The organism is Flavobacterium sp., assembly GCF_027533505.1.
Classification (GTDB): domain Bacteria; phylum Bacteroidota; class Bacteroidia; order Flavobacteriales; family Flavobacteriaceae; genus Flavobacterium.
The window spans coordinates 19,241-38,320 of sequence record NZ_JAPZUB010000034.1 but is presented as its reverse complement, the minus strand read 5'-3'; the positions used below and the strand labels follow the sequence as shown (position 1 = coordinate 38,320).

Below are 19,080 nucleotides of genomic sequence, written 5' to 3'. Positions count from 1 at the left end.
TTGACCTAATATTTTTTGTCAAATAATAAATTATTGCATTTATGAAAACACCTGCGTTTGTTGTAGCGTTGTGTATTTCTTTAATGACTTATGGCCAACAAAAATTGGACGAAGTCAAAGTAGAAGGCAAATCGCGAAGCCTACAAAAATCCTTATCCAAAACCACCAATACGGCAGTGGTAACCTCCAAAGAGTTGCTCAAAGCCGCGTGTTGTAACCTCGCCGAGAGTTTTGAAACCAATCCTTCTATTGATGTCAATTTCTCGGATGCCCTTACGGGTACCAAGCAAATTCGAATGCTCGGATTAACTAGTCCCTATATCCTTATGGCCGAGGAGAACATCCCTTCAGTTCGAGGGGCTTCTCAAATTTATGGGCTATCCTTTATTCCCGGAACCTGGGTCGAAAGTATACAAATTACCAAAGGAGCAGGAAGTGTCGTCAATGGCTACGAAAGTATTTCTGGGCAAATCAATACCGAATTGATAAAACCATTAAACGATATTCCCTTTTTCCTCAATGCCTATGCCGATAATGGGAATCGCTACGAATTGAATACCCATTTTAATGTCAAATTAGGCAAATATTGGGCGTCAAGTTTGTTCATTCATGGCAATGCCCGTGTAGGGAAAAATGACATGAACGATGATGGATTTCTCGATAATCCTTTAGGACAACAGTTTAATGTTACCCATCGTTGGCAGTATACCAATCCCGAAACCGGGTGGGTGTCTTTTTTTAACCTAAAGTATTTGAATGATCAAAAGCAAATGGGCGAAGTCGATTTTCATCCCCAGTATCATCGGGGAACGACCCAACAATGGGGCTCCGAAATTAACACCGAACGCTTTGATGTATCCACCAAGTCGGGGTATGTCTTCAAAGGCATGCCGTACCAAAGTTTAGGGTTTCAAAATGCTTTTTCGTACCATCATCAATCTTCCTATTTTGGGTTGCGCGAATATGCCATAAAGCAACAAAGTTTGTATTCCAATTTCATTTTTAACTCCATTATTGAAAATACTCGCAACAAATTTTCAACGGGTATCAATCTAACGTTAGACCGCTACACCGAAGTCTTGGATGCCACCGATTACAGTCGTATCGATAATGCCATCGGAACCTTTTTTGAGTACACTTTCGACAATGGAAATTCGCTAAGTTATATTTTGGGAGGACGCGTCGATTATCACAATCGTTTAGGGGTATTTTTTACACCCCGTTTCCATTTGCGCTACAATCCATGGGAGTTTGGCGTAGTGCGTTTATCGATGGGTCGCGGTAAAAGAGCGGCCAATATTTGGGCGGAGAACCAAACATTATTCAACAGTTCTCGGCAATTTGTAGTGCAAAATTCAGGCGGTTCATTGTATGGTTTAGATCCAGAGATTGCATGGAATTACGGGGTTAGTTTTACCCAAAAGTTTCGCATATTCAATAAAAACGCCGCTTTTACTATTGACGCTTACCGCACCGATTTTCAAAACCAAGTGGTTGTCGATGTCATGCAAAATGCGCAACAGGTGATCTTTTACAATTTACAGGGGCGTTCGTATGCTAATACCCTTCAAGTTGATTTTGATTTCGAACCCATTCATCGGTTGAATATTCGCAACTCCTTTAAATATTATGATGTGGCTACCGACTATTTGTCGGGTCGATTTCAACGTCCGCTTCAAGCAGGACACCGTTTTTTTTCCAATGTTGAGTATGAAACAGCCCGTACTGAGAAAAACCAACAATGGAAAATGGACGCCACCTACAACTGGATGGGTGTTCAACAATTGCCTTATACCGGAAACAATCCTGCATCGGAACAGTTGGGTAATTTTTCTCCATCGTATTCGTTGGTTAATGCGCAATTGACCCGAGTTTTTTCCAAATCCTTGGAAGTCTATTTGGGGGCAGAAAACCTATTCAACTACCAACAAGAACGGGCAATTTTAGGAGCAGATGCGCCCTTCGGACCCAATTTTGATGCCACCATTATCTATGCTCCTGTTTTTGGTCGAATGGTTTATACTGGATTACGCTACAAAGTCTTATAAATAAAACAAATCCTAATACATAACTACAATGAAAAAATTATTGATTGTAATGGTGACCTTACTTACTGTTCAAGGATGGGCCCAAGAGAAAAAGAACAAAAATGCCGCTTATACTATCGAAGTGAATGGCAATTGTGAAACCTGTAAACAGCGCATTGAAAAAGCAGCTTATGCCGTTAAAGGAGTTAAATCTGCGGTATGGAATATTGAAACCCACCAGTTGCAATTGATCATTAACGAAGAGAAAACCACTCTTGATGGTGTAAAAAAAGCCATTGCCGCTATTGGGCATGATGTTATCGGCTCCTACAAGGCCCCCGAAGGAGTTTATGAAAACTTACACCATTGTTGTAAATACGAACGCTTGAACTAAATTAATTGAGGGAGTGAAGTCGATGAACAAGGCATTATAAAATTGAACAATTGCTGTTGATTTTGTAGCGTGTTAAGTGCAATAGGATTCTACCAAAAAATTAAGACTCCTTTTGGAAAATAATGCCTAATTTCACGACCTCAAAAAATTGATTTCATGGACCACTTTGATTGGAGACAACTCCTAAACCCCGAGTTTTATATTTTATTGGAAGTTGGAGGTATAAAAATAGGCCTGTATGTAGTATTGTTTATCGTCTTTGCCGAGACCGGATTGCTGGCAGGTTTCTTTTTGCCTGGCGATAGTTTGCTTTTTCTTTGCGGGATTTATAGCGAACTTTTAATGCGGGATTTCTCTACGGGTAGTGATTTTGTTAACGTGACGATTTTGGCTTCTATGGTCGCGTTAATGGGAATTGTGGGCAATATGTTTGGATATTGGTTTGGAAAAAAAAGCGGTAGCTACTTGTACAAACGAGAAGACAGTTTGTTTTTTAAGAAAAAGTACTTGTATCAATCGAAAGAGTTTTTTGATAAATACGGTAGTCGAGCCGTTGTATTTGGTCGCTTTTTACCTATCGTACGAACTTTTGCTCCCGTGATTGCTGGTATAGTCGAAATGGATCGCAAAAAGTTTATGTTTTATAATATTCTTGGGTCGGTCCTTTGGTCCGTTACAATGATCTTTGCGGGTCATTATTTATACGAGTTGTTTAAAACGCAATTCAATATTGATTTAAAACATTATATCGAATACATCGTTATCGGGATCGTATTGGTAACAACGGTTCCCGTGATCATGAAGTTTGTGCGAAAACGAAAATAAGCACAGAAAATAGGATACTAAAAAATCCGACTGCCTTAAACAACAGTCGGATTTTTTTATGCTTATGTATTTAATCTTACATCATGCCGGGCATACCGCCACCCATTGGCATGGCTGGAGCGGATTCTTCCTTAATCTCCACCAAAGCACATTCCGTGGTTAAAATCATGCCCGCAACCGAAGCCGCATTCTCCAAAGCAACGCGCGTCACTTTTTTCGGATCGATGATACCTGCTTTCAACATATCTACATATTCATCGGTTTTGGCATTGTATCCAAAATCACCTTTGCCATCGGCTACTTTTGCTACTACGACAGAGCCTTCTAAACCAGCGTTCTCCACAATCGTACGTAGCGGCGACTCAACGGCACGAGAAACAATTTGAATTCCTGTCGCTTCATCCGCATTTTCAGCTTTTAAATCAGTCAAGGCCGCTTTTGCGCGTAATAAAGCCACACCACCTCCCGCTACAATACCTTCTTCTACGGCGGCACGTGTTGCATGCAAAGCATCGTCAACGCGGTCTTTTTTCTCTTTCATTTCAACTTCAGAAGCAGCACCAACATACAATACAGCCACACCACCCGCTAGTTTAGCCAAACGCTCTTGTAGTTTTTCGCGGTCGTAATCAGAAGTCGTGGTCTCAATTTGCGCTTTGATTTGATTCACACGATTTTTGATCATGTCGGCATTACCAGCACCGTTTACAATGGTCGTGTTATCTTTGTCGATCGTTACTTTTTCAGCCGTACCCAACATTTCTAACGTAGCATTTTCCAGGGTAAAGCCACTTTCTTCAGCAACAACAGTACCGCCCGTTAAAATAGCGATATCTTCTAACATGGCTTTTCTACGGTCACCGAAACCAGGTGCTTTTACAGCAGCGATTTTCAAGGCGCCACGCAATTTGTTGACTACCAAAGTCGATAAGGCCTCTCCATCCACATCTTCGGCAATAATCAATAACGGTTTACCCGATTGTGCCACAGGCTCAAGGATAGGCAACAATTCTTTTAAGGAAGAAACTTTTTTGTCGTACAATAAAATGTACGGTCGGTCTAAGTCCACTTCCATTTTTTCAGCATTCGTCACAAAATAAGGCGACAAATACCCGCGGTCAAACTGCATTCCCTCTACGACATCCACATAAGTATCGGTTCCTTTGGCTTCTTCTACGGTGATAACGCCTTCTTTACCCACTTTGGAGAAAGCGGTTGCAATTAAATCGCCAATCACTTCGTCGTTGTTGGCCGAAATCGAAGCCACTTGTTTGATTTTCTCCGAAGAGCTTCCAACTTCCTGGGATTGTTTTCCAAGATCGGCTACAATCGTTTCAACGGCTTTATCAATACCGCGTTTTAAATCCATTGGATTTGCTCCAGCGGCTACGTTTTTCAATCCTTCTTTAACAATGGCTTGCGCTAAAACGGTCGCTGTAGTGGTTCCGTCACCCGCTAAATCATTGGTTTTTGAAGCCACTTCTTTTACCATTTGAGCCCCCATGTTTTCGAGGGCATCTTTCAATTCTACTTCTTTAGCAACCGAAACCCCATCTTTCGTTACTGTAGGGCCGCCAAAGGATTTTGAAATGATTACGTTACGGCCTTTTGGACCTAAGGTTACTTTTACCGCATTGGCCAAAGCGTCTACTCCACGTTTTAATCCGTCGCGTGCTTCAATGTCAAATTTGATATCTTTTGCCATAGTTTTCGTTTTTTAAATTTTTGATTTGTTAATCCTGTTTTCTTAAATGATGGCTAGGATGTCATCCTCGCGCATGATTAAATAATCTTTACCGTCGTATTTAAGTTCGGTTCCAGCGTATTTTCCATACAATACGGTATCGCCCACTTTGACAGTCATCGAATGGTCTTTTTTACCGTTACCTACTGCAACGACAGTTCCTCGTTGTGGTTTTTCTTTTGCAGTGTCCGGAATGATAATTCCTGCTGCGGTGGTTGTCTCTGCGGCCGCAGGCTCAACCAAAACTCGATCAGATAAAGGTTTAATGTTTAAAGCCATAATGCATTATTTTTAGTTTGTTATTTTTTTGTTTGCCTCGTTTATTTCAGAAATTGTGCCAAGGGGTAAAAACTGCCAATTTTTCAGTCTGGCTGTCAGCGGATTTTAGGTCAAAAAAAAAGTCCCGAATTGGGACTCTTTACATTATTTTTTTTCAGGAGTGGCAGGGGTCTCTGCGGGTTTTGTATTGGCATCACCCGGTTTTGCTTCCTTAGCATCTTCAGGAGCTGGCGCTGCTGATTGACTCGCATCGATGATTTTGTCAGTACTGCCACCAGAACCCGGAAAGCTCATGCTAGACAATAAAACCAACACAATCAACGCTGCACCCAATACCCAAGTACTCTTATCTAAGAAATCGGTTGTTTTTTGTACACCGCCTAATTGTTGTGTTCCTCCTAAGGCAGAAGACAATCCTCCTCCTTTAGGGTTTTGAACCATTACTACGATGATTAACAGAAAACAAACAATCGTAATTAATACCAAAAAGATTGTAAATGTGCTCATTGTTTAGGGATTATTTTGTTGTAATTTTTTTATTTCTTCAATTCGGTCTGCAAAGAAACTACTTTTTTCTGGATATTTCAAAATTAAAATTTCATACGCTTGAATTGCCCGTTGATACTTTTTTTGCTCCAAATAGACCTTGGCTAGGGTTTCGGTCATTAAGTAACTTTTATCGGGCGTTTCCATAGCTATCGCAGTTAGCGCACTTTCTTTTGAAATCGCAGGTATTTTCGGATTAGTCTCTATAAATTTATCGATGAGCTCCAGTTTTTTTGAACGTGTAGCAGCAGTATCTGTAGGGTTAGATTCAGCAGGGATTTCTTTTCGTTCAATAGGTTTAAAACGCGAAAGTTGAAGCCACTTTTGAAAACTGTGCTTTTCCTCGGTGTTGAATGGCAAAGGCTTTCCAAGCTCGAGCGCCTCAGCAGTTTGGGATTCTCCTCTTGGTACAACTTCTCCCGATTTTTCAATAGTAGCTAAAAGGGATTGTTGCAAAGGGTCGACCATCGGTTGCACAACGACTACTTCAGAATCAATGACTTCCATATTCAATAACTCGGCTACCTTACGATCATACAACGTATTGTCTATAGTAGTAAATTGTGTTGTTGTTATAAAGTCAAAAAGCACACCACGGTCCTGGGTGTAGGCCGCAGTTTTTTTTAACGCATCGTTGTATTGGTAACTGTCAAGATTGTACAAATGCTTCAATTGTAAAACACGCGCACTTTGAAAATAGGGGTATTTTTCCAGAATCGGTTCCAATTCTCGAAATTGCCGATCGTTGATGGCATAAGGTTTATTGAGTAGATAGATGTAATCAGTGCTATTCATACCTACCACTTCGCCAACGATTCATTAATAATATCTTGTGTAATTCGATTGAAAATGAAATCGACAACTTCAGTGAGTTTGCTTCCCGTCAATTGGGCATTTCCCTCATAATCTTGAAAAAAGGAAAAACGTTTTTCAAAATTTTCATCTTCTTTGTTGGCGTTGGTAAATTTAACCAATACCGTAATGGTTAATCGGTTTTGTGCCGCTGTAAAATTGGCAGTTGAGGTCATTGGTGACACGCGATAATCCACGATTTCACCTTCATACACCAAGTCGCCATTGGAGGAGGTCAAACTTAATCGCGTTTGGTTTTGAATGGCCTCTTGTAATTTGTTGGTGAAAATTCGTTCAATCCCAGGTTCGACAAGCGGTGCCGTGTTTTGAAAGTATTTTACTTGTACGGTTTTGGCGTCGGTTTGAATCCCCGTAAAACTATATCCTCCACAACCGTTGAGGAATACAAGCAAAGCCAATAAAGAAATCCACCGTAATGCTTTCATGAGTCAAAGATAAGACCGCTAAAATAAAGCAATATTTCGAATTGAAGAAGTTTAATTCCCGTAATAATACTCTTGATAGGAAGCAATTGTCCCAGGTGTATCATTTACATATTCTTCTGAAGTAAATTGCAACGAGCGTTCCCCCGGAAGTACACCATAACTGTAGCGAAGCGTTGCGGGAGCGCCGTGGTGACATTCTTCAGGTACATATTGCGACGTGAAGGCATGAGCTAAAAATTCGGGCTCTATAAAACTTTTAACCATGGCCAAAGCAGCGGTGTATCGTCCCAACTCTGTTCGGTAGGTCATCATTGTGTTATAATTGTAATTACGACTCACATTAGAAGTCATCGAAGTGCGGGTGTAGGAGGTCAAATTTCCTGCTTGATAGGTCATTGTGTAACCAGTGGACGCTGTACCTTCCATGTCGACAATTTGGGTAGCTTTTCGGTCGGTATTAAAGGTCACCGAGCGAGCGGTACCGTTGTGCGTATAGGTGTATGTATTTGTTGCGGTGTTGTGAACGACAGCATTCCCGTTGATACTTGCCACTATACCGTTAGTGTCATAGGTAAAGGTATAACTGTTGGTTTCAGTGCCATTGGTAAAAAGTCCTACGCGTGTGATTTGATTCAAATTGTTGTAGGTATAACGCTCAACGACCTGATTTTGACCATTGGTGGCTTCCGTTAATTGACCATCGGTATTGAATTTCCAATGTAATTCTTGTGGTGAATTTCTGAAAAGGACAACTTCTCGAAGTGAATTAGCAATAGACGCGTTATCACTATCGTTGGAACAAGAAAAAAAACTTACGGTAAGTACTGCTAAAACTAGTAGTTTTTTCATGGTAGGTTAAATTGGGCTTCAAATGTAAATGTATTTCTGGTTAAGCCACTGTTTATAGGTCAAACTGCTTGATTTTCCGATAAAGTGTACGTTCAGAGATACCTAGCTCATCGGCAGCTGCCTTTCGACGGCCTTTGTTTCGCTCTAAAGCCTTTTTGATTAATTCGATTTCTTTTTGCTCCAAACGCAATACTTCCTCTTCTTCTACGGTTTCGGCAAAAAGATAATTGTGTTCAGCGTCATCATCGTGAAATTCCTCTTGATGCGTTTCTACGGTAGGCTGGTATACCGCAACAGTAGTCTCTGGTGTAAATGGAGTGCTTTCCTCGGCTTTGCCATAAATTTTTTGAATCAAGCTCGGATTAATATCCTGAACGTTTTTGCCGTTTTTCATCAATTCTAAAGTGAGTTTTTTTAAATCATTCAAATCACTTTTCATATCAAATAAAACTTTGTAAAGGATATCGCGCTCCGTAGCAAAATCACTCTCCGATTTGCTATGCGAGACCACAGTAGGTAAATTGCGTTGGTCTAGCGGAATGTATCCTGCCAAAGTAGATGCGCTGATATCCCGTTTGGTTTCAAGTACCGAAATTTGTTCAGCGACATTGCGCAATTGGCGAATGTTTCCCGCCCAACGGTAATTGACTAAATATCCAACAGCGTTGTCTTCCAATTTGATGGGGGGCATTTTGTATTTGTGAGCAAAGTCAGCCGCAAATTTTCGAAACAACAAATGGATGTCATCGCGGCGTTCACGTAGGGGAGGTAATCCTATTTCTACGGTACTTAAACGATAGTACAAGTCTTCTCTAAATTTCCCTTTTTCAATGGCTTCGTGCATATTCACATTAGTGGCCGCAACAATGCGCACATTGGTTTTTTGAACCTTGGACGACCCCACTTTGATAAATTCGCCATTTTCCAAAACACGTAATAAACGCACCTGGGTAGTCAAAGGCAATTCGCCTACTTCATCCAAAAAAATGGTGCCGCCGTCAGCTACTTCAAAATAGCCTTCACGCGTTTGTGTAGCACCTGTAAACGACCCTTTTTCGTGTCCAAAAAGTTCGCTGTCAATGGTGCCTTCAGGGATTGCACCACAGTTCACCGCAATGTATTTGCCGTGTTTTCGATGCGAAAGGGAATGAATAATCTTCGGAATGCTTTCTTTTCCAACACCGCTTTCACCCACCACCAACACCGAAATATCGGTAGGGGCTACTTGAATGGCTTTTTCTATAGCGCGATTCAATTTGGCGTCATTTCCGATAATTTCAAATCGTTGTTTGATACTTTGTACACTTTCCATAAGTCAAGGAATTAAAGCAATTGTTTTTTTACAGGCACGGTCTTTAATAGCGTTCGGATGGCTTCTATTTGGTTGGGTTGCAGTTGTGATTTAAATATTGGTAGCGCCGAATTGTGTTGGGTGTAAATCAAAAACCAACGTTTGGTTTCTTTGACCCTGTATATGGATCGCCAACTTCGGGTTACCTGAAAGCTGCTTCCTTTTTGTTCGATTTCTTTTTCGCTCAAACGCAATTGGTGCAGCTCTTGATTTTTCGGGTTATGCAACAACGACCGTTTTAACGTCCATAACAGATAGCCGTAAATCAGAAGTCCAATGCCTACCAAGAGCAAACCGTTAAACGAGGCCACCCAATATTCAGGAAGTCGGTAATACAGCGCTGCAAAAAGACTGCCGCCCAATAACATACCAACTGTAAATAGTAAGATTTTCACAAGCGGCTTTTCAAACAATACATACCGCGTAGCCAAAGCCATTTCTTGTAGATCGGGTCGGTATTGAATGTGAATTTCCATAGGTTACGATTGCATTCGCTCTGCATAGCCAACGGCCTCTCCGATAAGTGTTGCCGAGGTACAATCGGTTACTTTTACCATCACAAAATCGCCTGGTTTGTAATTTTCTTTGGGGAATACGACTACCGTGTTTTGCGAATTACGTCCGCTCCAATGGGCATCCGAACGTTTGGATTCTTTTTCGATCAACACTTCAACTTCTTGTCCTAAAAAACGGCGGGTGCGTTCCCATCCTAATTTTTGTTGAAGTGCGATAATTTCATTCAAACGTCGTTTTTTAACTTCCTCCGGCACATCATCTTCCATTTTGCGCGCAGCCAATGTTCCAGGTCGCTCTGAATAAGCAAACATGAATCCAAAGTCGTACTTGGCATGCTCCATTAAGGACAAGGTGTTTTGATGGTCTTCTTCTGTTTCAGTCGGGAAGCCAGCAATCATGTCTTGGGATAAAGAGATTTCGGGAATGATTTCATAAATTTTATCCACCAACGCCATATATTCTTCTCGCGTATGTTGACGATTCATCGCTTCCAAAATTCGGGTGCTTCCACTTTGAACGGGTAAGTGAATGTACTTGCAAATATTGTGGTGTTTGGCCATCGTTTCGATAACCTCCAAATGCATGTCTTGTGGGTTGGAAGTAGAAAAGCGAAAACGCATTTTTGGGAACTGTGTAGCACAGAGGTCTAAAAGTTGCGCGAAATTGACCGCCGTCGCTTTTTGCATTTCTGAAGCTTTGACAAAGTCCTTTTTCAAGCCACCCCCATACCATAGGTAACTGTCCACATTTTGTCCCAAAAGCGTTACTTCCTTGTATCCTTTATTCCATAGATCTTGAATTTCAGCCAAAATACTTTGCGGTTCACGACTGCGTTCACGACCACGCGTAAAAGGAACTACGCAAAAGGTACACATGTTGTCACAGCCACGAGTGATGGATACAAAAGCATTCACACCGTTACTGTTTAAGCGCACGGGGGCAATGTCGCCATAGGTTTCTTCTTTAGACAAAATCACATTGATGGCATCGCGACCGTCTTCTACCTCTTTTAAAAGATTTGGAATGTCCTTGTAGGCATCGGGCCCTACCACCATGTCAACGATTTTTTCTTCATCCAGGAATTTTTCTTTCAAACGTTCGGCCATACAACCCAATACACCGACTTTCATGGAAGGGTTGATTTTTTTTACCGCATTGTATTGCTCCAAACGCTTGCGAACGGTTTGCTCTGCTTTGTCACGAATCGAACAAGTATTGACCAAAACCAAATCGGCTTCTTCCAAATTTTGGGTCGTATTGTACCCTTCATTGGCCAAAATAGAGGCCACAATCTCACTGTCCGAAAAATTCATTTGACAGCCGTAACTTTCGATAAACATTTTTTTGGTGTTCCCTTGACGTTCGTCGAGAATCAAACTTTGTCCTTGTATACTTTCGTTAATTTCTTTTTCCATCGACCTTGTGCCGTTCAATTACGTAAAAACGGACTGCAAAGATAATACTAAAATCAAAAATATGACAAGATGGCAGTGTTAATCTAAAGAGGAAGCTGTTTTACTACCAATTACTAAAGTTATGGTTCAAAAAATAGATAAATACACCTTTTAATTCACTGTCGTTTGACAAAGCAAACCAAGGCATTTGAAAACGCTTACTCTTGGAATTTAAAAAAAACACCTACTTTTGCCCCAAACAAAACAATGAATGGCAAAAAATTTAGTGATTGTAGAGTCGCCTGCCAAGGCCAAAACCATTGAAAAATTTCTTGGGAAAGATTTTCAGGTGGAGTCGAGTTATGGACATATTGCCGATTTGCCTTCCAAGGAAATAGGCGTTGACGTTGCCAATGGCTTCAAACCCAAATACGAAGTTTCTCCCGACAAGAAAGCCTTGGTTAAAAAACTCAAAGATCTTGCTAAATCGGCCGAAATAGTGTGGTTGGCTTCCGATGAAGACCGTGAAGGAGAAGCGATTTCCTGGCATTTGGCCGAAGAATTGAAGTTGGATCACCAAAAGACAAAACGCATTGTTTTTCATGAAATTACCAAAACGGCCATTCAAAAAGCGATCGAAAACCCACGAGGTATCGATTATAATTTGGTCAATGCACAACAAGCTCGTCGTGTACTCGACCGTTTGGTAGGGTATGAGCTGTCTCCTGTATTATGGAAAAAAGTAAAAGGGGGACTTTCAGCAGGACGTGTCCAGTCGGTATCGGTTCGCTTAATTGTCGAACGGGAACGAGAAATTCAGGCTTTTAAGGCGGAACCCTTTTATAGTATAGCGGCTGAATTTGTCAACGAAAAAGGAAAAGTGGTCAAAACGAAATTGGCAAAAAACTTTTCAAGCCAAGAACAAGCTGCCCAATTTTTATCTCAAAATATCGGGGCCGAATATAAAGTAGGCGAACTAGAAACGAAGCCCGCCAAAAAATCACCGGCGGCTCCCTTTACGACGTCAACCTTGCAACAAGAAGCGGCACGTAAGCTATACCTTCCTGTGGGAATTACCATGCAAATTGCCCAACGCCTTTACGAAGCGGGTTTGATTACCTACATGCGAACCGACAGTGTAAACTTATCGCAAGAGGCGATGGCAGCAGCCAAAGCGGAAATCTCAAGATATTATGGTCCTGAGTTTAGCAAGCCAAGAAATTTTAATACCAAGTCCAAAGGCGCACAAGAAGCTCACGAAGCAATACGCCCTACGGATATGTCACGTCATTCGGTCGATTTGGACCGCGATCAAGCCCGATTGTATGATTTGATTTGGAAACGCACTCTTGCTTCACAAATGAGTGATGCCGAATTGGAACGCACCCAAGCTAAAATAGTGGCCAGTACCCATTCAGAACCCTTTATTGCTTCTGGAGAAGTGATCAAATTTGAAGGGTTTTTAAAAGTCTACTTGGAAGGACATGATGATGAAGAAGATGAGCAAGAAGGAATGTTGCCTGCCATGAAAGTGGGAGAACGTATGCGCAATCAACTCATTACGGCAACCGAACGATTTTCAAGACCACCAAGTCGCTATACGGAAGCTTCTTTGGTAAAAAAATTAGAAGAGTTAGGTATTGGACGCCCTTCAACCTATGCTCCGACGATTTCTACTATTATGGGAAGAAATTATGTTGAGAAAGGAAGTTTTGAGGGACAAGAGCGAAAATACCAGCAATTAGTATTGAAAGAAAGTCAGGTTATTACGCAAACGTTGACCGAAAATGTAGGGTCAGATAAAGGGAAGTTAGTGCCCACCGATATTGGGATTATCGTGAATGATTTCTTGGTAAAAAACTTTGAGACGATACTCGACTATAATTTTACAGCTAAAGTAGAGCAAGATTTTGATGAAATTGCGGAAGGCAACCGCGATTGGGCGGCGATGATGAATGATTTTTACCAGCATTTTCATCCCAATGTGGTCGATGTGGAGCAAAATGCCGATCGTGAAAGTGGAGAACGAATTTTGGGTACGGATCCCAAATCAGGAAAACCCGTTTCGGTGCGTTTGGGTAAATTTGGACCCATGGCACAAATTGGCGATGCAGAAGATACGGCCAAACAATTCGCAAGTTTGCGTCAAGATCAGAATATCAGTACCATTACACTTGAGGAAGTGTTGAACTTGTTTGAGTTGCCTAAAAAATTAGGGGTATATCAAGGAGAAGAAATAGAAGTCAATAATGGACGATTCGGACCCTATGTACGTTTTGGGAAACAGTTTATTTCGCTCCCCAAAGGAATGGATCCTATGGATGCAACTATGGAGTTGGCACAACAATTAATTGATGAAAAGAATCAAGCCGATGCCCCAATTGGGGTTTACGATGGGCTGCCCGTTCAAAAAGGAGTGGGGCGCTTCGGACCTTTCATCAAATGGAATGGGATGTTTATCAATGTGAGTAAAAAATACAATTTTGACCATCTTTCCGATGAAGATATTCAGAGTTTAATTGTAGATAAACTCCAAAAAGAAGAAGAAAAAGTGCTTCAAGAATGGCCTGAGGAGAAAATCCGTATCGAAAAAGCACGATGGGGACGTTCCGTGATTTTAAAGGGTAAAATAAAGATCGAATTAAATAAGGATGTAGATGCGGCGAAGTTGACACTAGAGGAGGTCAAAGCCCTGTTGGATAAAAAAGCACCAGCAAAGAAAGCACCAGCAAAGAAAACACCTTCCAAAAAAACAGCAACAACCAAAAAGAAATAAAAGGTTATGGAATTTGATTTTCTAACCCCATTGGAGACCGATTTGATCATTGATATCAAACGTTTGTCTTCGCAACAATTGGGACAAAAAGTTGTTTTTCACACCCAAGAGGCATTTCCCGATGTCACCCAAATCGATATAGCTATAATTGGAGTTCCCGAAAATAGAGGGGCACAAAATTATGTGGCGCTAGAAGATCTTTCCGAAATACGAATGCAATTGTATCGTCTTTTTCCTGGAAATTGGAATAAAATTATAGCCGACATGGGCGATATTAATCCGGGGAATTCGCCAGAAGACACCTACTATGCTTTGCGAAAGGTGGTTTCTAAATTATTGAAGAATAAAATTATACCGATTATCATTGGAGGTTCTCAAGATCTTACCTATGCGGTTTACAGAGGGTATGATGATTTGGAACAAATGGTTAACTTGGTGGCGATTGACAATCGTTTTGATTTTGGTAAACAAGATGATAGCATTCCCGCGTTGGCATATTTATCCAAAATGATAGTGGAAGAGCCTACAAATTTGTTCAATTACAGTAACGTAGGGTATCAAACGTATTACAATTCGCAAGAAGAAATTGATTTAATCGAAAAATTATATTTTGATGCCTATCGATTAGGCGATGTAAGCGCACAAGTAGCACTTGCAGAACCCGTTTTTCGCGATGCCGATTTGGTAAGTTTGGATATGACCTCAGTGAAATCCTCGGATTCAGGGAATTTTAACGATTTTCAGCCCAACGGATTTAACGGAAAAGAAATTTGTGCTTTGGCGCGTTATGCAGGCATTAGCGATAAAGTAAGTGCTTTTGGTATTTTTAACCATCAAGCTACTGCACAAGAAGCACCACTCATCGCGCAAATTATTTGGTATTTTATGGAAGGAGTAAATTTCCGTTCTAATGAATATCCCTTCGGTAGTCGAGAGCACTATTTAAAATATATTGTGCCTTTTGAGAGTGAAGAAATCGTGTTTTATAAGAGTCACAAAACCGACCGTTGGTGGATTGAAGTTCCATTTTTTTCAAACATACACAATAAGCTTCATAAAAACACGTTATTGCCCTGTACTCATGACGATTATTTGGCGGCTTGCAATCAAGAGTTCCCGGAACGCTGGTGGAAAGCACAACGAAAGAGTATTTTATAAAAATTAAGTAATATTTGTAAGAAAAATATTTCAAAAAACACCAAAATTGCTTTTTAGCGATAAAAAAATGCACTTAATCGACACTTTTTCATTGTCAATTCAACTTTAGTTGTATTTTTGATTTGTGAAAAAAATTTTAAGAAGCAAATAATTGTTTTTTTGAAAAATAATAGATAGGTTTACGGCCTCAAAAAAAATAACATAAATTAACCCAAGTTATATGAAGAAGTTCATTGCGTTTGCATCTGTTTTAACCCTATTAGCCAGCTGTGGGAAGTCCAGTGACAAGGGCGAATTAGTAGGAGTTAAGGGTAAAAAATGGCATCCTGAAAAACCCTACGGAATGACATTAGTTCCCGGTGGAGCTTTTATCATGGGTAAATCAGATGATGATTTAGCTAATGTACAAGATGCACCTACGAAAACAGTGACCGTTCGTTCCTTTTATATGGACGAAACTGAAATCACAAACAGTGAATACCGTCAGTTTGTAGAATGGGTTAAGGATTCTATCATTCGTGTGCGTTTAGCCATCTTAGCCGATGAGGTAGGTGTGAAGCCAGGAGCCGGTAAAGGTGGAAAAGGCGGTGGAAGCATCGGTGATTTCGCTTTCGCAGATCAAGATCCAGCGAAAATGACGCCTTACGATAAATACATGTACGAGAATTATTACAGTGTGGGTACTGCTGATGATCCGTATGCAGGTCGTCGTTTGAACCGAAAAGTAAAATTGATTACCGACACCAAAAAGTATCCTGATGAGTATTATGTAGAGGTTATGGATTCAATGTACTTGCCAGCTACAGAATCTTATAACGGTTTGCGTACAATTGATGTCAATAAGTTGGAATTCCGTTATTCTTGGATGGATATTCAAGCAGCAGCAAAAGCTAAAGTAGGAAAACGCAGCAAGTTCATCCGCAACGAAAAAACGAGAGTGTATCCAGATACTACAGTTTGGATTAAAGATTTTGCATATTCCTACAATGAGCCAATGCATAATGATTACTTCTGGCACCAAGCGTATGGTGATTATCCGGTAGTAGGGGTGAACTGGAAACAAGCGAAAGCATTCTGTGCTTGGAGAACGTTAAACAAAAACGTGTATATCAAATCCAAGAAAAAAGGGAGAGATTTAGTGAACTCATTCCGTTTGCCAACTGAAGCTGAGTGGGAATACGCTGCCCGTGGAGGTCTAGAATCAGCAACCTACCCTTGGGGAGGGCCTTATGCTAAAAACGATCGCGGTTGTTTTATGGCTAACTTTAAGCCGAATCGTGGAGACTATGCCGCAGACCAAGCTTTGTATACCGTAGAAGCTAAATCATTTGAACCCAACGGATATAACTTGTATAACATGTCAGGTAACGTAGCGGAGTGGACCGATTCATCCTATGACGCCGCAGCTTATGGATATGTTTCAACAATGAATCCTAATGTACCTGATACATCCAATAAACGTAAAGTAGTACGTGGGGGTTCGTGGAAAGATGTGGCCTACTTCCTTCAAGTAGGAACACGTGATTGCGAATACCAAGATACAGCGCGTAGTTACATCGGGTTCCGTACCGTTCAAGATTACATGGGTACACAAGTGACGGGTAATGCTGGAAAAGCGGGAAGACGTCGCTAATTAGAATTGTATATTAACTAACTTAATTATATTAAACTTAACTAACTAAATTATTATTATTATGGGACTATTACCACCTAGAGTTATGAATTTCACCTACGGTATGGGTGCAGCTGTTGTAATTATTGGAGCGTTGTTCAAATTGATGCACTGGCCTGGAGCAAGTTTGATGTTGATCATCGGGTTAAGTACAGAAGCGTTGATTTTCGGTCTTTCTGCTTTTGATGCTCCTGAAAAAGAATTGGATTGGTCTTTGGTGTATCCTGAGTTAGCAGGAGGTCAAGCTAAACCACGTGACAAAAAAGAAAACCCAACAGAAGCTCAAGGATTGTTGTCACAAAAATTAGACAATTTATTAAAAGAAGCTAAAATTGATGGTGAATTGATGGCGAGCTTAGGAAACAGTATCAAAAACTTTGAAGGGGCTGCAAAAGCAATTTCTCCAACAGTTGACTCGGTAGCTTCTACCAAAAAATATGCTGAAGAAATGACCAAAGCGGCTACGCAATTGGAAACTTTAAACAGTTTATATCAAGTTCAGTTACAAGCTGCGGAGCGTAATGCACAAATCAACAACGAAGTAGCTGAAAACAACTTAAAATTAAAAGATCAAATGCAGTCGTTAGCTTCCAACTTACAGTCGTTAAATTCTGTATATGGAGGTATGTTATCTGCAATGAGCAACCGATAATTAGTTTTAAACGCTCATTATTTATTTTAACGAATTAAAACTAATTAGAAGAAATGGCAGGAGGAAAACTAACCCCTAGACAGAAGATGATTAACCTAATGTACTTGGTTTTCATCGCGATGTTGGCATTAAACATGTCGAAAGAAGTGCTTTCGGCTTTTGGTTTGATGAATGAAAAGTTTAATGGTATTAATGCAACTCAAACAGAACAAAATTCGAAGCTTGCCCAATTGTTAGGCCAAAAAGCTGCTGAGAATCCAGGATTTGCTGCATCATTAGCTTTATCAAAGCAAGTAAATACAGCTACTAATGAATTCTACGAGTTTATTGAGCAAGTAAAAAACGAAGACATCTTAAAAGATTTCAAACCTGAGAACGGTGTTTTACCTTACGAATCCATGGATAAATCAAATATTGATGAGAAATGGTTCAAAGGTGATGGATATTCAAAAAGAGGTCAAGAAATCATTGATCGTATCGATGCATATCGTAATAAAATGAAAGAATTGTTTGGTAAAGATGCCAAATATCAACCTCTTTTAAACAAAATCGATAAGATGTTTAGCACCGAAAAAATCAAAGACAAAGAAGGTGTAAACAAATTATACTTAGATTACCACTACAAAGGATTTCCAGCCATTGCTTCAGTAGCTAAATTGACAGCTTTGCAAAATGACTTGAAAACCATTGAAAATGAATCGTACAACATTTTCTTAGGAAATGCTTACAAAGAAGCAGCATCTATGAAGAACTTCCAAGCGATTGTAGTTTTGGATAAGAATGCTTATTTTGAAGGGGAAACCATCAAAGGTAAAGTAGTTTTAGGTCGTTACGACAAAAACACTGTTCCTACAAGTTTCTCTGGTCCTGGAAAAATTGAAAATGGACAAGCGGTTATTTCGATGACAGCGGGTGGAGTAGGTGAACATAAATTAGGAGGTAAATTTACATTCTTAGAAGATGGAAAGCCTGTACCACTAGATTTCGAAGGAACTTATGTTGTTGTGCCTCGTCCTAATTCTGCCAATATTTCTGCAGATAAGATGAATGTGGTATACCGTGGATTACCTAATCCAATGACCATTTCATTTGCAGGTATTTCCGATAATAACGTTACAGCTTCAGCACCTGGTCTTCGTTCTGTAGGAAAAGGAAAGTATGATTTGAATCCTGGTTCTGGTACTGAAGTAACCATTAATGTTTCTGGAAAAATGGGTGATGGTAAAACGGTTTCTGATAAAAAAGTTTTCCGTATCAAAAACATTCCTGCACCACAAGGAGCTATTGGAGGGACACCTGGGGTACAAAAAGGGGCTAAGTCTCGTTTGCAAGCTTCACAGATTTCAGCGGTTTTGCCTGACTTCTTGTATGACTTGAAATTCCGTGTAACCCAGTTTGTGTTCAAAGTACCTGGTCAAGCTTCTATCGTGGTTAATGGTGATCGTTTGAACGCTCAGTGTATCGCTGCTTTGGCACGTGTTTCCAAAGGGGATCAAGTGACTATTTCAGATATCAAGTCTAAAGTAGAAGGTGCGCAAATTGACGTTAAAACAGCTGCTCCTGCGATTTACGAAATACAATAATGCTTTAGCATCAGCG

At 40.4% G+C, this 19,080-nt stretch carries 17 protein-coding genes; 8 read left to right on the top strand and 9 right to left on the bottom strand.

All coding sequences use genetic code 11. The features are described from left to right. Positions 1-41 precede the first annotated feature (41 nt). The 3 genes from O9316_RS07800 (at position 42) to O9316_RS07790 (ending at position 3,246) form a co-directional block, all read left to right on the top strand. On the top strand, positions 42-2,048 hold the full coding sequence (locus tag O9316_RS07800) for a TonB-dependent siderophore receptor (RefSeq protein ID WP_298203588.1): 2,007 nt from the start codon (positions 42-44) through the stop codon (positions 2,046-2,048). Between the two features lie 28 nt (positions 2,049-2,076). Then, positions 2,077-2,421 carry a heavy-metal-associated domain-containing protein gene (locus O9316_RS07795; RefSeq protein ID WP_298203587.1) on the top strand — a complete coding sequence of 115 codons (345 nt, stop codon included), beginning with the start codon at positions 2,077-2,079 and terminating at the stop codon, positions 2,419-2,421. 156 nt (positions 2,422-2,577) lie between these two features. Further along, positions 2,578-3,246, top strand: coding sequence for a VTT domain-containing protein (locus tag O9316_RS07790; RefSeq protein WP_298203586.1), 669 nt, complete (start codon positions 2,578-2,580; stop codon positions 3,244-3,246). 76 nt (positions 3,247-3,322) lie between these two features. On the opposite strand, the gene groL is transcribed toward O9316_RS07790, so the two are convergent. The 9 genes from groL to miaB all read right to left on the bottom strand — a co-directional run bounded on the left by groL (position 3,323) and on the right by miaB (position 11,244). Next, positions 3,323-4,951: a chaperonin GroEL gene (gene groL / locus O9316_RS07785; protein ID WP_298203585.1), complete on the bottom strand. Its 1,629-nt coding sequence runs from the start codon at positions 4,949-4,951 to the stop codon at positions 3,323-3,325. 42 nt (positions 4,952-4,993) lie between these two features. Next, a complete protein-coding gene (locus O9316_RS07780) occupies positions 4,994-5,269 on the bottom strand; it encodes a co-chaperone GroES (protein ID WP_298203584.1) in 276 nt (91 codons plus the stop codon). A gap of 144 nt (positions 5,270-5,413) precedes the next feature. After that, complete coding sequence (gene secG / locus O9316_RS07775) at positions 5,414-5,776, bottom strand: preprotein translocase subunit SecG (protein ID WP_298203583.1); 363 nt, start codon at positions 5,774-5,776, stop codon at positions 5,414-5,416. 3 nt (positions 5,777-5,779) lie between these two features. After that, positions 5,780-6,610, bottom strand: a complete 831-nt coding sequence (locus O9316_RS07770; protein WP_298203582.1) for a tetratricopeptide repeat protein — start codon at positions 6,608-6,610, stop codon at positions 5,780-5,782. A gap of 2 nt (positions 6,611-6,612) precedes the next feature. Further along, positions 6,613-7,113, bottom strand: coding sequence for an LptE family protein (locus tag O9316_RS07765; RefSeq protein WP_298203581.1), 501 nt, complete (start codon positions 7,111-7,113; stop codon positions 6,613-6,615). A 51-nt stretch (positions 7,114-7,164) separates the two neighbouring features. Then, positions 7,165-7,962 (bottom strand): hypothetical protein, encoded by a 798-nt coding sequence (locus O9316_RS07760; RefSeq protein ID WP_298203580.1) that lies wholly within the window; start codon positions 7,960-7,962, stop codon positions 7,165-7,167. A gap of 52 nt (positions 7,963-8,014) precedes the next feature. Then, the gene (locus O9316_RS07755) at positions 8,015-9,274 is read right to left on the bottom strand and encodes a sigma-54 dependent transcriptional regulator (RefSeq protein WP_298203579.1); all 1,260 of its coding nucleotides are present in this window, start codon (positions 9,272-9,274) and stop codon (positions 8,015-8,017) included. 11 nt (positions 9,275-9,285) lie between these two features. Continuing rightward, positions 9,286-9,789 carry a YcxB family protein gene (locus O9316_RS07750; protein WP_298203578.1) on the bottom strand — a complete coding sequence of 168 codons (504 nt, stop codon included), beginning with the start codon at positions 9,787-9,789 and terminating at the stop codon, positions 9,286-9,288. Between the two features lie 3 nt (positions 9,790-9,792). Beyond that, the gene (gene miaB / locus O9316_RS07745) at positions 9,793-11,244 is read right to left on the bottom strand and encodes a tRNA (N6-isopentenyl adenosine(37)-C2)-methylthiotransferase MiaB (RefSeq protein WP_298203577.1); all 1,452 of its coding nucleotides are present in this window, start codon (positions 11,242-11,244) and stop codon (positions 9,793-9,795) included. A gap of 250 nt (positions 11,245-11,494) precedes the next feature. Between miaB and topA the strand changes: the two genes are divergently transcribed. The 5 genes from topA (at position 11,495) to gldM (ending at position 19,064) form a co-directional block, all read left to right on the top strand. After that, positions 11,495-13,999, top strand: coding sequence for a type I DNA topoisomerase (gene topA / locus O9316_RS07740; protein WP_298203576.1), 2,505 nt, complete (start codon positions 11,495-11,497; stop codon positions 13,997-13,999). 6 nt (positions 14,000-14,005) lie between these two features. Further along, complete coding sequence (locus O9316_RS07735) at positions 14,006-15,157, top strand: formimidoylglutamase (RefSeq protein ID WP_298203575.1); 1,152 nt, start codon at positions 14,006-14,008, stop codon at positions 15,155-15,157. A 220-nt stretch (positions 15,158-15,377) separates the two neighbouring features. Further along, positions 15,378-16,790 (top strand): gliding motility lipoprotein GldK, encoded by a 1,413-nt coding sequence (gldK, locus tag O9316_RS07730; protein WP_298203574.1) that lies wholly within the window; start codon positions 15,378-15,380, stop codon positions 16,788-16,790. Positions 16,791-16,851: 61 nt separating this feature from the next. After that, a complete protein-coding gene (gene gldL, locus O9316_RS07725) occupies positions 16,852-17,481 on the top strand; it encodes a gliding motility protein GldL (RefSeq protein ID WP_298203573.1) in 630 nt (209 codons plus the stop codon). Between the two features lie 53 nt (positions 17,482-17,534). Further along, a complete protein-coding gene (gene gldM, locus O9316_RS07720; protein WP_298203572.1) occupies positions 17,535-19,064 on the top strand; it encodes a gliding motility protein GldM in 1,530 nt (509 codons plus the stop codon). Positions 19,065-19,080: the final 16 nt, after the last annotated feature.

Coding starts and splice junctions, on each gene's coding strand:
- O9316_RS07770 (WP_298203582.1), bottom strand. CDS start 6,610: ATGAATAGCACTGATTACATCTATCTACTCAATAAACCTTATGCCATC.
- gldL (WP_298203573.1), top strand. CDS start 16,852: ATGGGACTATTACCACCTAGAGTTATGAATTTCACCTACGGTATGGGT.
- O9316_RS07735 (WP_298203575.1), top strand. CDS start 14,006: ATGGAATTTGATTTTCTAACCCCATTGGAGACCGATTTGATCATTGAT.
- gldK (WP_298203574.1), top strand. CDS start 15,378: ATGAAGAAGTTCATTGCGTTTGCATCTGTTTTAACCCTATTAGCCAGC.
- O9316_RS07750 (WP_298203578.1), bottom strand. CDS start 9,789: ATGGAAATTCACATTCAATACCGACCCGATCTACAAGAAATGGCTTTG.
- O9316_RS07755 (WP_298203579.1), bottom strand. CDS start 9,274: ATGGAAAGTGTACAAAGTATCAAACAACGATTTGAAATTATCGGAAAT.
- secG (WP_298203583.1), bottom strand. CDS start 5,776: ATGAGCACATTTACAATCTTTTTGGTATTAATTACGATTGTTTGTTTT.
- O9316_RS07760 (WP_298203580.1), bottom strand. CDS start 7,962: ATGAAAAAACTACTAGTTTTAGCAGTACTTACCGTAAGTTTTTTTTCT.
- topA (WP_298203576.1), top strand. CDS start 11,495: ATGGCAAAAAATTTAGTGATTGTAGAGTCGCCTGCCAAGGCCAAAACC.
- O9316_RS07795 (WP_298203587.1), top strand. CDS start 2,077: ATGAAAAAATTATTGATTGTAATGGTGACCTTACTTACTGTTCAAGGA.
- O9316_RS07780 (WP_298203584.1), bottom strand. CDS start 5,269: ATGGCTTTAAACATTAAACCTTTATCTGATCGAGTTTTGGTTGAGCCT.
- groL (WP_298203585.1), bottom strand. CDS start 4,951: ATGGCAAAAGATATCAAATTTGACATTGAAGCACGCGACGGATTAAAA.
- O9316_RS07765 (WP_298203581.1), bottom strand. CDS start 7,113: ATGAAAGCATTACGGTGGATTTCTTTATTGGCTTTGCTTGTATTCCTC.
- gldM (WP_298203572.1), top strand. CDS start 17,535: ATGGCAGGAGGAAAACTAACCCCTAGACAGAAGATGATTAACCTAATG.
- O9316_RS07800 (WP_298203588.1), top strand. CDS start 42: ATGAAAACACCTGCGTTTGTTGTAGCGTTGTGTATTTCTTTAATGACT.
- O9316_RS07790 (WP_298203586.1), top strand. CDS start 2,578: ATGGACCACTTTGATTGGAGACAACTCCTAAACCCCGAGTTTTATATT.
- miaB (WP_298203577.1), bottom strand. CDS start 11,244: ATGGAAAAAGAAATTAACGAAAGTATACAAGGACAAAGTTTGATTCTC.